Below are 13,730 nucleotides of genomic sequence, written 5' to 3'. Positions count from 1 at the left end.
AAGCGCACAGTACGAGCTTCACAAACCCGTTCCCGCCGAGCATCTTTTGAAGGACATGCCACAATGACTGCGACCCCTTGGTGCAAGACCCCCTCCGGAGCCCGATCGCTCCTCGTCTCTCTGATCGCCATTCTCCTCACCCTCCCCGCCATCGCTCAGACTCAAACTCCCATCTTCCCAGTTCTTCCGTATAACTTTGCCCTTTCCCCGCAGCCCAATATGGCCCTGGGCGACTTCAACGGCGATGGTCGAATCGACGAAGCTACGTCCAACGGCATCAACGCCATGGGTATAAGTCTGAACAACGGCCCGACGTCGTCACCAACTCTTACAAGCATCCCACTGTCATGCACCCCGCAGTATGTTCTGGCGTCAGATCTGAACAACGACACTAAGCTTGATCTCGCATTCTCGTGTGGAGGTGGATACATCGGCGTGCTGCTCGGGAACGGCGACGGCACCTTTCAACCGGCGTCCTACTACGCTGTCACAATTCCAGGCGCGGCTGCTCCCATCTTGACCCAGGTAATTGCCATCGACCTGAATGGAGACGGCTATCTTGATATTGCCGTTATCGCGAACAGCGACGAAGTTGGTGTACTGCTGAACCAAGGCAGCGGAAAACCAGGATCGCTCTCTTCGTCCGTCTTATATTCCGCCCCAACAAATGTCACCTTCAGGTTCATCGGCGCCGGTGACTTCAACGGTGACGGCAAACAGGACATCATCGCAGGCAATGCGCAACTAGCGGTCTACTACGGCAAGGGAGATGGGACATTAAACTCTCCACAGCTTATAACCGCGAGCGTCGCTACAAATTCAATAGGCCAGAGTTTCGTCACTGGAGATTTCAACCGAGACGGACTGGCAGATGTTGCATATCTCAGCTCGGACCCACAGAGCCAGGACCCGTCAGCTCCTGCCATATCACTTCAGATTTTACTTGGGGATCCAAGTAAAAACTTTACGACTGGCGCGACCCTTGCTCTCAACCCGTCCATGAATTATGCGCAGATCGTTCCCTTCCAGAACACAACTACGAGCAGCGTCACGAACTTCGCCCTGGTCGGCGGTGTTACCTCCATCGCTATCAATGACGGGAATGGTGGCCTCTCCATGGGAGAGAGCTATAGCTTGTCCACCTATGCCGTAGCCTTGTCGGGAGCCAACGGCAATATCAACCTCTACTTTCAGTCAAATGTAGAATCGGTAACCGCTGTCGGCAACGGAAACGGCACCTTTCAAGCATCCCCAGCGACCGTTCTGCCGTACGCATCGACATCGACACAACAAATCGGAACTCCTATCACTGCGGATCTTAACGGAGATGGCCTCACCGATGTGCTCGGTGTTGACTTTGGCGGAAATTTGATAGCCGCCTTGGGGCGCGGAAACGGGAGGTTCGCGGTCACCACGCAAAATACCGGGAGCACCCAACCGCCGCAATATATAAAGAACCCGCCAGTCATCGTCACAGGAGATTTCGATGGCGACGGCAAGCCGGACGCGATCATCATCCTGCCCGGATCACTTGACTCCCATGGGGAAGTCATTACCGCAAACGCACAGATGTTTTTTTACAGCGGTAACGGCGACGGCACCTTCAAGGCGAGTCCCGCCCCAGCAGCTCTGAGCTTCTATGGGGCAGGCACACCTGCAGTCGGCGATTTCAACGGCGACGGCAAGCTCGACCTTCTTGTACCTTACGGCGGACTCGACGCCCACGAGAACCCCGCTTTTCCCACAGGAACTTTCTTTTTTGCAGGCAAGGGAGACGGAACCTTCGCCGCTCCCATAGCGGTTTCGGCACCCCCGGTCGGGTACGATCAATCCACTCTTGGACAAGTCGTAGACGTGAATAACGACGGGAAGCTCGATATCATTGGCGGCAATACCCTCAGTTTGGGAAATGGTGATGGCACCTTCCAGGAACAGCCCTGGCCCACTGGAGGGGTTGTTACAAGCGATCTGAACGGGGATGGGATCCCCGACCTGCTTGCCGGAGGCGGGATCTATGCCGGAAACGGTGACGGAACCTTTCAGACGACGCCCTTCTTTACAAAAGCTGGCTTTGGCACAGCGGTCGGCGACCTCAACGGAGACGGACACCTCGATCTGCTCAACCCTGCGACAGGTGGCCTAAATTCATCTGTCACCATTTATTTCGGAGATGGTAAAGGCAACTTCACTGCTGACCCGAACACCTATCCTGTCAATGTCGGTCCTCTCGGTCAACTCGCCCGGTTGAATAATCAGGCGCCAAACCTGCCAGGCGACAACAAATTGGATTACCTCAGTTTCAGTGGCCAAGCATACTCGCTTGGCCAAGCCGTGTACTCGCTCCTGAACCAACTCAACCCTGCGTCGACTCCTCCAGCACTACTTCCCTCCAAAACCACACTCGCGGCCTCAGCTAACAGCGCAGCACCCGGTCAGCAACTCACGTTTACCGCCACGGTCACAGGAGCCACACCAACTGGCACAGTCTCCTTCGCCAGCAATGGCAAAGCACTCGGAACAGCGTCCATTATCAACGGAAGTGCCACACTCGCCACGTCCTTCGCGACGGCAAGCACTTACCCCGTCATCGCCAACTACGCCGGAGACACCAACAACACATCAAGCTCCTCAAACGCAGTTTCGATCGTCGTCGCTCCGGTAAGCTCGACGACCACTCTCTCCGTCTCTGCGGCGAGCGCCGGAACGAACCAACAGCTCACCCTCACCGCATCCGTCTCAGGACTCAATCCGACCGGAACGGTAACCTTTGCCTCCGCAACCGCGATCCTTGGCACAGCTCCTGTGACCAACGGAGTAGCAGTCCTGCCCTTCACCTTCACAGCCGCTGGCATTTACACCGTCACAGCAAGCTACGCAGGCGACATTGCCAACCTGAGCAGCGTCTCCGCACCGGTCACCGTCACCATCCCCGCTCCGGACTATACCGTCACCGCCTCCCCGTCCTCCGCAACCATCAAGGCCGGACAATCCGCCACCACCACCCTCACCGTTACCCCTGTGGGTGGCTACACGGGCACGGTCAAGTTCTCCTGTGGTACCCTGCCCACCGGAGTGACCTGCAACTTCGCTCCATCCTCCATAACGCCGTCCACCGGCTCGGCAACCTCCACTCTAACCATCACGACAACCGCACCACCGACTGCCTTCCTGCGTAACCTATCCGGTCCGCTGCAAGGGATCGCCTGGGCCAGTCTTCTCTTCCTGACCCTCACCCCGCGCCGGATCTTCAGACTCAATCGCCGTCTCGCACGCGCAAGCCTGCTCACACTCTTGTTGGCCGCTGGTCTGCTGTCGTTCTCAGGCTGCAGTTCTTCCTCACCCTCTAACCCTCCCACCAATCCGGGCACCCCAGTAGGTGTCCAGACCGTCACCCTGACCACGACAGACTCCTCCGGCAACCTTTCACACGCCATCAACTTCCAGGTGACGGTCCAATAACCGGCAGCTGATCGACAGCGAAGAATAAAGTCGCCACCAAACCTCCACCAACAAAAAATCCCCGAGATTCAATCGGGGATTTTTCGTGTCTCGCATCGCCCTATCAAGCCGCCACAATCTGACCCAGCATGATCTCAAGCCCGTCCCTCGCGTCTTGTACCGCCACCCGGTTCCCCTCCAGACGGCTGATCATCAATGCGCCTTCCAACGTCGCAATGATCACGTTCGCAACCCGCCGAGGCTGAACCTCACCCCGAATCTCCCCCGCCGCAATCCCAGCCTCCACAATGCTCGCCAGCCGAGCCTTCCACTCCTTCATCGCCGCACAAACCAAACTCCGCAGCAGCGGATTCCCATCATCCGCATCGATCGCCGTATTCATCAGCGGACACCCCCCCGGAAAAATCCCCGGAGTCTCCGCAAACCGCCTCACCGAGTACCTCAGCTTCTCCACCGAACCCGGAATCGCGTCTTGCCCTTCCCGCCGCGCCTTCGCCACCCGCCCCCACGCATACCGAAACGCCTCCGCCGCCAGCTCCTCCTTGCTCTCGAAGTGACGGTACACCCCACCCTTCTCCAGCCCCGTAGCATCCAGCACATCCTGCATCGAGCATCCGGCAAACCCCCGCTGATTAAAGATCGGCGCCGCCTCCTCGATAATCCTCTGCCGCGTTAACTCCCCTTTTCCCATATCTCTATCCTCACCCTCGCGGCCGCCCCGAAATCCTACAGCAACAAAACGAATCAAGCGGCGCCTCAAATGAATCAGATGCTTAAAGAAACCGTTCAGTCTCTTTTTTGAGACCGCACCCCAGAACGCCGCCCTAAACCGAGAGGAGATCCAGAAGTCCATGGCCACCGCCACCCTCATCGAGCCACCGAAGCCCGTTCAGCCCGCCGCTCCCCCGCAGCCTGCCAAGTCCGCCGCCCAGCGCCCAGCCCGTCCCCTCATCAACCCTTGGGTCGTCGCCCTCACCGTCACCCTCGCCACCTTCATGGAGCTGCTCGACACCTCCATCGCCAACGTCTCCCTCCCCTACATCGCCGGCGGCCTCGGCCGCTCCTACGACGAAGTCACCTGGATCCTCACCACCTATCTCGTCGCCAACGCCGTCGTCCTCCCCATGTCCGCGTGGCTCTCCCGCGTCTTCGGCCGCAAGACCTACTACATGGCTTGCGTAACCCTCTTCACCATCACGTCCTTCTTCTGCGGAATCGCCCCCACCCTCGGCATCATGCTCCTCTCGCGTGTCCTGCAAGGCATCGGCGGCGGCGGCCTCGCCCCGGTCGAGCAAGCCATCCTCGTAGACGCCTTCCCTCCCGCCAAACGCGCCTCCGCCTTCGCCCTCTACACCGTCGCCATTGTCACCGCCCCCGCCATCGGCCCCGTCCTCGGCGGCTGGATCACCGACAACTACAACTGGCGCTGGGTCTTCTTCATCAACATCCCCGTCGGCATCCTCTCCCTCTTCCTCACCAACCGCTTCGTTCACGATCCCGAGGGCTACGCCGAAGAGCGCAAGACCGTCCGCGGCCCTGCCCTCAATGGCAAGCCCGGAAAACTCCGCGTCGACGGCATCGGCATCGCCCTCGTCGGCCTCGGCTCCGCAGCCCTCGAAGTCCTCCTCGACCGCGGCCAGATCGACGACTGGTTCGGCTCCCCCTTCATCATCTGGTGCTTCGTCATCGGTATCGGCTGTCTCACCGCTGCCGTCTTCTGGGAGCTCCACGTTCCCGACCCCATCATCGACTTCCGCCTCCTCAAGATCCGCAACTTCGCCATCGCCAACTTCTTCTACTTCATCTTCGGCTTCGGCCTCTTCGCCTCCACCACCATGATCCCGCAGCTCCTCCAGTCCCTCTACGGCTACCGCGCCATCGACGCCGGCCTAGTCCTCGGACCCGGAGCCTTAGTCATCACCTTCCTGGCCCCCGTAGGCGCGCAACTGGTTCAGCGAGGCATCGTCAAGCCCCGCATCCTGCTCTTCGGAGCCGTCATGATCGTCGGCATGTCGTTCCTCCACTACAGCCACTTCAACCTCGACACCGACTACAAACACTACGCCCTCGCCCGCGCCCTGCAAGGCCTCGGCTACGGCTTCTTCTTCGTGCCGCTCTCGGTCATCGCCTACTCGCAGCTAAGCCCGGCACAAAACAACAAGGCCTCCTCCCTCACCAACTTCTTCCGTAACTGGGGTGGCAGCTTCGGCATCGCCTTCATCACCACCATGTCCGACCGGCGCCAGAGCTTTCACCAGGAGCGCGTAGGTTCAAACCTCGCCTCCTCCAACGGCACCCTGCAGCAGAACATCAACCAGACGGCCTCCTACCTGCAATCTCACGGCTTCTCCCCAGCAGACGCCATCAGCGCAGCCTACGGACGTGTCTACGACCAGCTCCACGCCCAAACCCAGCTCCTCGCCTTCATGGACTGCTTCCACATCATCGGCATCATCACCCTCATCGCAGCCCCGATAGTCCTGCTCACCAAAGCCTTCAAACCCAGCGGCAAGTCCGAAGAAGCCCACTGACCTAGTCTTGGATCGACAACAATTTCGCATAGCTCCTGCCGGCTTGTCGGGACTTCTCAGTGGCATGGAACCAGGAACCGGGCGCAAGAGTCGCTATCTGAGGAACTAGGCAACTGGTAGTTCCCTGATTCGCCGACGCCGGCCACAGGAGCCCACCATGAAGAGTAACTCCGCCCTGTGTTTAAGTCGTGACGACTGCCCGGGGCACGCCGCTGCTGCCGTGCCTCCGGACTATAAGACACCTACTGACAAGGCAACTCTTTCGATCTCTCCTCGTCCGCTAATTTGACGGTGCGCCAACTGTGGCTGAGAAGTTGCTGACGGTTGTCTGTTCATAGTATCTGCCGGTAGCTGCGCTGAAGTAGAGGTAGGCGACAGGAGGAACAGCGACGCTGCCTGAAAACAGCTGCTGGCCATCCATCGTGACAGTCATCATCCCCTGAACGATGGAGACGACATAATCATGTGAGACCGTGGCCCCTGCCGTGGCAAGCGGAGGGATATTGCCATTGATGAGAGTGTACGGCTTTTCCCACAGCGCGCCCTCTCCTCGACCCACGGCGATATAAGGAACGGCTGGATCGGGGCCATCACGGTAATCGTCGAAGACGAGCACGACTCCGGGAATTGTCTCAGCTCCCAGGCCGCTTCCCGCCGTTCCAATGCTGCTGGTCGTTGCTCCGAGAGAGGGGTCTCCCAACGTCATGGCAAAGCCATCCGCGGGCGGAGTGCTCGCATCGGTGGTCGTGAACGTGAAGCTGAGTTGAAGGTTGCCCGTTGGGATAAGGTTCGGCCAGACGATTGCCGAGCTTTGATCGTTCGCAGCTGAGGAAAGTTGGACCTCGCAGTTAGCATTAGGGGTAGGGGTAGTTGTACTGCCAGCCACCGGTGCCCATCCAGAGCAAAAATTGCTGATACCTCCTAGAGGTCCAACGGAAAGTAAGACAGAGGTGCTCGTGACAGGAGTAGAAGACCCGTTACTGACGACCACATAAAAGACCGAGCCGGAGTCGGTGGTGGCTGTCGTAGCCTGCGTATAGCTCGCACCCGTCGCCCCTGCAATCGCGGTGAAGGTGGAGGTTCCAGCCGCGGCTTCAAACCATTGATAGGTCAGGGGCAGCAAAGAAGTCGCCGTTACGGAGAAAGTAGCTGGTTGCCCCGCGCTGACGTATACGCTCACTGGTTGCTTCGTTATCTGAATTCCATTGCCAATCGAAAGAATGGCTGTCTGGGATGTGGCCTGTCCGTAACTGTTCACTACGATGACATAGTAGCCATCCTGGTCGTTGCTGAGGGCAGTACTCGACGCAGGAACTGTGTAGGTGGTGCCGGTTGCGCCAGAGATCGCTACCCCGTTGATCATTCCTGCCGGAATGCGATACCACTGGTAGGTAAGCGTTCCAGGTCCGCTAGCAGTCACTGTAAAGGTTGCAGTGCTGCCACTGGCGACCGTTTGGCTAACAGGCTGCGTGACGATGGTGGGCGGCACATTGCCCGTAGTCACTGTCAGGGTTGCCGAGGTGCTGGTAAGAGCATTCCCGCAGGTATCGGTCACCGTGGCGTAGTAGTTTGAGCCGCTGGAACTAACGCCCTCTACCGGGGTCGTATAAGTGCTCGAGGTCGCACCGCTGATCGCAACTCCACTCGAAGTGCCGGAAGCGATAAGGTACCACTGGTAGCTAAACGGAGCCTCGCCCGCAGCCGCAACCGAGAATGCTGCAGTCTGACCCTGGGCGATCGAAAGGCTCATAGGATTCGTCGTGATCGACGTTCCTACTGAGACCGTGGCCGCTTGCGAGGTGACGGTACCCGCAGCATTTGTAACTGCCACGGTATAGCTGCCGGCATCTGTTGCGGCGGCGCTGGCGATGAAGTAGCTCGAACTCGTGGCGCCCCCAATCGGCGATCCATTGAGGAACCACTGGTAGGTCCCTGCGTTCAGCGCCGATACAGAGAGCGTTGTCGAAGCATGAGTGCAAACATTCACGCTTGTTGGCTGCGCCGTAATCGCCGGCGGCACGCCAGCCGTGACCGTAAGTGTGGCAGGATTGCTGGTAACCGACCCGGAAGTATTGGATACAGTGACGGTAAACTGAGAACTATTGTCTCCAGCCGTCGTGGCAGGAGTGGTAAAGGTGCTTGAAGTGGCTCCGGCGATTGCGGTTCCGTTATCGAACCACTGATAGGTTAATGGCATGACCGTCGAGGTCGCGGTAACGCTAAACGTAGCAGTCTGTCCAACAGTCACACTCTGATTTGCAGGCTGCGTCGTAATCATTGGCAGGCCAACCGTCACCGTAAGCGTGGCGGGATTGCTGGTAGCCGACCCGGAAGTATTGGATACAGTGACCTTAAACTGAGAACTATTGTCTCCAATCGCCGCGGCAGGAGTGGTGTAGGTGCTTGAAGTGGCTCCTGCGATTGCGGTTCCGTTATCGAACCACTGATAAGTGAACGGCATGACCGTCGAGGTCGCAGTAACGCTGAACGTAGCCGTCTGTCCTACAGTCACACTCTGATTCGCAGGCTGGCTCGTAATGGTGGGGAACTTAGCGAACGGGTCTTTCGCACTCTTGCCGCAGGCTGTCATCACCAGCAGCAAGGTGACCGCCAGAAGCTGGCTGCACGACCAAAGCATAGCCGAACGGCTTGATCGTCCTCCGCCACCTGAAATGCCGCGGGGCGAAGGGAAGAGTGACGAAGAGGTGAGCGAATCAACATACGCAGCTGGTTTAAGCACGGGGGCTCCTGGACGGAACTGCAATTTTTAGCTTGGGCCCATCCCCTTGGTATATGGCTCAACGTCCAATGAGGAGCGAAAGATGAATCTCTAGCCAAGATAGCCGCAAAGATCTTCGAGATTACTACACCTTCCGTGCTATCTCATTACCCCAATCGGAGGGTTCCGCCGACTGCTCTTTCTGGCTTTCTTGGCCGCTTCCCGACCGATACCCCGAGATCTGACTCGAGCTCCTCACCCCAGAAGACCCTGAAAATAAACCTGAAAGCCGTGGCGTATTTTTCGGACCTCAAAATGTGACTGCTAAAACACCATCTTCACCACGCAAGCCACCACATCTACACCATCAAAACACCACGTCGAAACACCGCTTTTTCCTGAAACACCCTCAAAAAACGCCCATTAAACGCAGAAAAATCCCCGGCACCAGCCGGGGATTTTTTTCTTACCTTTTTCTAGAATTTCAGGTGAGTCTTATTAGACGCTGAAGCTCGAACCGCAACCGCAGGTGCTCTTCACCGCGGCATTCTCAAACTTGAAGCCAGCCGCCTCGAGCGTCTCCACATAGTCCACTGTGCAATTCTGCAAATACATTGCTGAGGTCGCGTCCACAAACACTTTTAGATCCTCGAACTTATAGACCTTGTCCATCATCCCGCTCTGATTTTCGAACGACATGGAGTACTGGAAACCCGAGCATCCGCCGCCAACCACACCAATCCGAAGCCCTGCAGGAACCGGGGTTTGCGTTGCCATAATCTCCCGAACCTTATTGATCGCAGCCGGGGTCAGGGTCACAGGCGTAGTCGAAACTGGCGCTCCAACAACAACTTCGGGGGTAACGGATGCAGTAGCCATCAGCAAATCTCCTTGTCTCATTCAGACATCTTTAAGTGTATGCGCCCGCCACCGCTCCGGCAAGCCCTTGTGTATAAGATGCGTCGCAGCTTGTTCCGATTCAACTGCTTGCCTAAGAATCCTGCTACGATTCCCCGGTAATTCCATCTAATCAATGTGAAGCTCCTCCTCTTCATCTCGAACGCTTTCATCAACACCATGGGCATCACCCAGCCCTCTCCCAAGGCTGCAAATCGTGCAGCATGGTTCATCTTCCTCATGCTGTCTGCCGTGCTCACTGTAGTTGTGACCATTGCACTTCTGGCCATCCGCTGGGCCTCTCAGCACTAACGTTTCAGGCTCGTTATAAGTTAGTCTCCCCCCGAAAAACCCTGTCGAACCGCACCCTCCAGAGCGTATGATTGCGGCGGACGGCCTGCTCCGAAACATCGGGAACCATCGCTCCATCGGAACGCATATCGCCCGAAAAAAGAACGTCGGCCCTGTAACAGGGCGGAGGAACCGCTATGAGCGTTTTACCTGTTCTACTAATCGTCTGGGCGGTGTTTTCAGCCTGTTTCCTCGCGCTTCTCGCCTACAAGGGACAGCTCACCCGCTATGAAGAGGACCAACTGTTCCTCAGTGACGGCGTCTCGGCTCACTCTCAACAAATGCAGACCGAGATTGTCCGCAAGGTTACTAAAATCGCCCCATTTGTTCGCGTCTTTGGCGTTGCGGCAGCCGTTATGACCGCAGGCATCATCGGCATCTTCACCTTCGACGCCTGGCAGCACCTAAGGTAGATCGCCAACACACATGCCGACCCGTCCCGCAAGGACTGTGTCGTCCTCTCTGTCGCCAGCCAGCTAAATGCCTTGGAAAATCGTTCCAGAAACAACGGGAGGTAGAGCCTTTCCTGTAGGAAGCTCTACCTCCCGGCGGCTGAATGTGTGTCCTCAAACGCCTACTACATACTTTGCGGCAACGAGCCTACTTCCCTCTCACTGCAATCACTTCTATCTCAATCAACGCCCAGGGAGCAGCCAGTGCCGCCACCTGAAAAGCACTCCTCGCTGGCTTATTCGGCTGATCCTTCGTGCCGAAGAACTGGGTATACGCCGCCTGCAGACCCGGAAAATCCAGCTTGCCGCCCTTCTCCGGATCTCCCGCCAGAAACACCGTCATCTTCACGACATCCTTCATATCCAGCCCCTGCTCTTTCAGTAGCGCCTGAATTTTGTTCAACGCGCTCAAGGCCTGCGTCTTCGTATCGCCGTAAACCGCAGCAGTTCCCTTCGCCTCATCCGCAGGTGTCACCGGCGAAGCCAGCTGCCCGCTCAAGTAGAGGGTATCGCCAGCCCACACGCCATTCGCGATAGGCGACTTCTCATTTGGCTGTAGATGCTTCACCACAACCTGTGCCTGCACTCCACATGCAACAGCCATCAGCGCTGCCGCCATCACACCAGTCTTAAGCTTCATCAATCACTCCCTATGCTTGCAGAAAAATTTAGCTGAGCACTGCACCAGTGGCAGCACCGGCCAGTCTCGCTGACTTCACTTTTTCAGAGATCATTCCAACCGCACGACGAGCACTCAACGCCGCACCCTCCTGCCATCCCACAATGTGGCTGGCCGTGTCGCCGGCAAAGTAGATCGGCCCATCCGCCTGGATGATCACGTCATACCCGCTCTTGCCGCCGCCATATTTGTTGATCCACGAGCCCTCATTCCAAGGCACTCGACTCCATCCACAGAACACGGGATTCATCAACTCTTTTCCATGGCCCGGATGAATCTTCTCGATCGAAGCTCGGGATGCCGCAAATTTTTCATCTAGAGTCATATCGTAGAACGGTGTATTCAGCTCATCTGTATAACCCGATACCACCACACCCGTCTGGTGCATCAACCGCGACGACGGATACCAGATCGGGCTTGGACCCTGCATCAGATACGACAGCCCACCGTAGATGTTGTAGTCCTGCTCCCAGAACCTTCTGCTCTCCCACGCAATCTTGTAGGCGCCGCCCATCGTGCTCTCGTCCACAACCCTCTTGAACGCCGGGGACAGGTCATTCGGAGTCTTCTTCAAGATTGAAAACGGCATCGCGATAATACAGTAAGAAGCATCCACCTGCTTCGTCTCGCCGCCCTGCGTATACGACACGCGAACGCCATTCGATGTCTTCCGAATCTCGGTCACCGGCGAGTTGTACTGCACCACCGGTCCCAGCGCCTTCGCAAAGGCATATGGGATCCGATCCATCCCGCCCACCGGCTGCATCATCGTCGCCTGCCAGTCCCAAGCTTCTTCCGTAAACAGATCAAACCAGAAGTTCTCATCCAACAACACCCGCATATCCATCGGTGCTTCCGGCACAGACACCTGAGACCCCGCCCCCGGCGGCGTCTTATATCCTGCCCTGTCGGAACCCGTATACGCACCCTTATCGTTCAGCGGTCCGTAGACCTTCAGAAATGCCGTCATCCGTTCACGGTCTTCCTTGGTTAACTCCGAGTCCAGCGCCCCATGCGCAATGCACTTCGAAAGCAGCTCCGAAACATGCCCGCGCGTATCGTTGATCGCCTTCCTCTGCGGCACTGGCTTCCCATCATTCGCCCGGTCGTTCTGAAGTAGGGTGGAACGCGATGTATTGATCTCCACCTCCATCGGAACGCCGAGCTCGCGACAATATCCAAGCATCGTCCAATGAGTGCTAGGCAGCCGCGCGGGGCCGAGGTTCTGATAGTTTCCCTCTTCCCAGTTGATCGCCTGTTTGCTTCCATCGCAGAAACAAACCTCCTGTCCTGCCCTCCCAGTCCAGTTACGCCCGCCCGGACGCTCGCGTGCCTCCAGCAAAGTCACTTCGTATCCCAACTTCTGCAGCTCATAGGCTGAGACCAGGCCCCCGATCCCACCGCCCAGTACCACCACCTTCACGCCCTTGCCGGACCCAGCCGCCGCCTGAATCGGCTCAGCCTCCGCGCCCTTCATCGGCATCAGCCCGAGAGACTGCATCGTTGCAAACGCGGCACTGTAGCCACCCACCTGACCCACTCGCATCAGAAAATCGCGTCGGGAGATTCCCATCATGCCACCTCTTTCTTCCAATGAATTCAACTCCTGATGCAGCTGCAAGAGAACGAACATCCTGGCGGAACGGAAAGGAATGGAAGCTCCGCAAAGACTTCGCGGAAGCCGCATCGCCTGAAGCACGGAGCTAAAGAAACCAGTTTTTCGAAAAGATATGTCTACTCTATCGCAAAACTTCGATACTGGTCAGCAAATTTCAGCAATGAATGTAACGCCGCAAGCGCCACATGCGACAAAGATGATGATCGTCATAAAATATCATCCGAACTTCAATCAACTTCAGGGTCGATCTTCGATGAGAGTAAGCCGAATCCAGGCAGCGCAGAACCGCGAACGAATCCTTGACGTTGCAACCAAACTCTTTCGAGAGCACGGCATCGACGGTATTGGGGTTGCCGATCTCATGAAGAGCGCCGGTCTCACCCATGGCGGATTCTACGGCCACTTCAAATCAAAAGAAGATCTCGTCGCACAGGCGTGCGGACGCGCTGTCGCCCGGATGCGTGACAACTGGATCCGCACCATGGATCACTCGAGTGCTCCCCTAGAAACTCTCGCGAATGAGTATCTCACTGCCAAACATCGGGACAACGCTGGCCGGGGCTGTCCCATAGCCGCCCTCGGCTCCGAGATTGCACGTCAAGGTTCGGTCGCGCGACACGCCGTGACCGAAGAACTGAAGCCTTTCATCAACTACCTCTCCGAAATCGTTCAGGGCAGATCTGCAAGTCTTCGTCGCGAACGCGCCATCGCACTTTACGCCAGTCTCGTCGGCGCTGTCGTCATCGCCCGCGTCGTCGACGATCTCGAATTTTCCAACGAAGCCCTTCATGCCGTGGCTAACGCGATCCACGGAAGAGGACGAAACGGAACACTCCGGCATCTCGGATCCCCGCGCCAAGCAGTAAGGAAAAAATTGTCTCCCGCGCTCTTCGCGAAACAAAAAAGTAGTTCACGCATCGATGCCCTCATTCTCAGAAAGGAGTAGGCCAGCCTCCGGTTGCGAAAGTGAGATAACTTGAAGCTCGGCAACATATAAGATAGGGCCATCGCAGCTTCGACAGTG

General features: G+C 57.3%; 10 protein-coding genes. 5 read left to right on the top strand and 5 right to left on the bottom strand.

Going from position 1 to position 13,730, the window contains the following annotated elements; all coding sequences use genetic code 11:
* Positions 1-63 precede the first annotated feature (63 nt).
* Positions 64-3,459, top strand: a complete 3,396-nt coding sequence (locus HDF08_RS04990) for an FG-GAP-like repeat-containing protein (RefSeq protein ID WP_179637459.1) — start codon at positions 64-66, stop codon at positions 3,457-3,459.
* Positions 3,460-3,562: 103 nt separating this feature from the next.
* Here the strand turns inward: HDF08_RS04990 and HDF08_RS04985 are convergent, their stop codons facing one another.
* A complete protein-coding gene (locus HDF08_RS04985) occupies positions 3,563-4,150 on the bottom strand; it encodes a TetR/AcrR family transcriptional regulator (protein WP_179637458.1) in 588 nt (195 codons plus the stop codon).
* Between the two features lie 160 nt (positions 4,151-4,310).
* On the opposite strand from HDF08_RS04985, the gene HDF08_RS04980 reads away from it, so the two are divergent.
* Positions 4,311-5,990 (top strand): DHA2 family efflux MFS transporter permease subunit, encoded by a 1,680-nt coding sequence (locus tag HDF08_RS04980; RefSeq protein ID WP_179637457.1) that lies wholly within the window; start codon positions 4,311-4,313, stop codon positions 5,988-5,990.
* Between the two features lie 280 nt (positions 5,991-6,270).
* Here HDF08_RS04980 and HDF08_RS04975 read toward each other — a convergent pair whose 3' ends face one another.
* Together HDF08_RS04975 and HDF08_RS04970 are read right to left on the bottom strand one after the other, a co-directional pair.
* Entirely contained in the window at positions 6,271-8,730 is a 2,460-nt protein-coding gene (locus HDF08_RS04975) for a beta strand repeat-containing protein (RefSeq protein WP_179637456.1), read from the bottom strand.
* A 477-nt stretch (positions 8,731-9,207) separates the two neighbouring features.
* Entirely contained in the window at positions 9,208-9,588 is a 381-nt protein-coding gene (locus tag HDF08_RS04970; RefSeq protein ID WP_179637455.1) for a HesB/IscA family protein, read from the bottom strand.
* A 156-nt stretch (positions 9,589-9,744) separates the two neighbouring features.
* On the opposite strand from HDF08_RS04970, the gene HDF08_RS04965 reads away from it, so the two are divergent.
* Together HDF08_RS04965 and HDF08_RS04960 are read left to right on the top strand one after the other, a co-directional pair.
* Positions 9,745-9,918 carry a hypothetical protein gene (locus HDF08_RS04965; protein WP_179637454.1) on the top strand — a complete coding sequence of 58 codons (174 nt, stop codon included), beginning with the start codon at positions 9,745-9,747 and terminating at the stop codon, positions 9,916-9,918.
* Between the two features lie 176 nt (positions 9,919-10,094).
* Positions 10,095-10,370 carry a hypothetical protein gene (locus tag HDF08_RS04960; protein WP_179637453.1) on the top strand — a complete coding sequence of 92 codons (276 nt, stop codon included), beginning with the start codon at positions 10,095-10,097 and terminating at the stop codon, positions 10,368-10,370.
* A 187-nt stretch (positions 10,371-10,557) separates the two neighbouring features.
* On the opposite strand, the gene HDF08_RS04955 is transcribed toward HDF08_RS04960, so the two are convergent.
* A complete protein-coding gene (locus HDF08_RS04955) occupies positions 10,558-11,049 on the bottom strand; it encodes a RidA family protein (protein ID WP_179637452.1) in 492 nt (163 codons plus the stop codon).
* Positions 11,050-11,077: 28 nt separating this feature from the next.
* Positions 11,078-12,664 carry a flavin monoamine oxidase family protein gene (locus HDF08_RS04950; RefSeq protein WP_373563123.1) on the bottom strand — a complete coding sequence of 529 codons (1,587 nt, stop codon included), beginning with the start codon at positions 12,662-12,664 and terminating at the stop codon, positions 11,078-11,080.
* A gap of 154 nt (positions 12,665-12,818) precedes the next feature.
* On the opposite strand from HDF08_RS04950, the gene HDF08_RS04945 reads away from it, so the two are divergent.
* Entirely contained in the window at positions 12,819-13,652 is an 834-nt protein-coding gene (locus HDF08_RS04945; RefSeq protein ID WP_218884495.1) for a TetR/AcrR family transcriptional regulator, read from the top strand.
* Positions 13,653-13,730 lie beyond the last annotated feature (78 nt).

Origin of the sequence: Tunturiibacter empetritectus (assembly GCF_013410875.1) — a bacterium.
In the GTDB taxonomy this organism is placed as follows: domain Bacteria; phylum Acidobacteriota; class Terriglobia; order Terriglobales; family Acidobacteriaceae; genus Edaphobacter; species Edaphobacter empetritectus.
The sequence above is the reverse complement of the archived record's forward strand: the minus strand, read 5'-3'. Positions and strand labels throughout refer to the sequence as shown.

Coding starts and splice junctions, on each gene's coding strand:
- HDF08_RS04990 (WP_179637459.1), top strand. CDS start 64: ATGACTGCGACCCCTTGGTGCAAGACCCCCTCCGGAGCCCGATCGCTC.
- HDF08_RS04985 (WP_179637458.1), bottom strand. CDS start 4,150: ATGGGAAAAGGGGAGTTAACGCGGCAGAGGATTATCGAGGAGGCGGCG.
- HDF08_RS04980 (WP_179637457.1), top strand. CDS start 4,311: ATGGCCACCGCCACCCTCATCGAGCCACCGAAGCCCGTTCAGCCCGCC.
- HDF08_RS04970 (WP_179637455.1), bottom strand. CDS start 9,588: ATGGCTACTGCATCCGTTACCCCCGAAGTTGTTGTTGGAGCGCCAGTT.
- HDF08_RS04960 (WP_179637453.1), top strand. CDS start 10,095: ATGAGCGTTTTACCTGTTCTACTAATCGTCTGGGCGGTGTTTTCAGCC.
- HDF08_RS04955 (WP_179637452.1), bottom strand. CDS start 11,049: ATGAAGCTTAAGACTGGTGTGATGGCGGCAGCGCTGATGGCTGTTGCA.
- HDF08_RS04950 (WP_373563123.1), bottom strand. CDS start 12,664: ATGATGGGAATCTCCCGACGCGATTTTCTGATGCGAGTGGGTCAGGTG.
- HDF08_RS04945 (WP_218884495.1), top strand. CDS start 12,819: ATGTCTACTCTATCGCAAAACTTCGATACTGGTCAGCAAATTTCAGCA.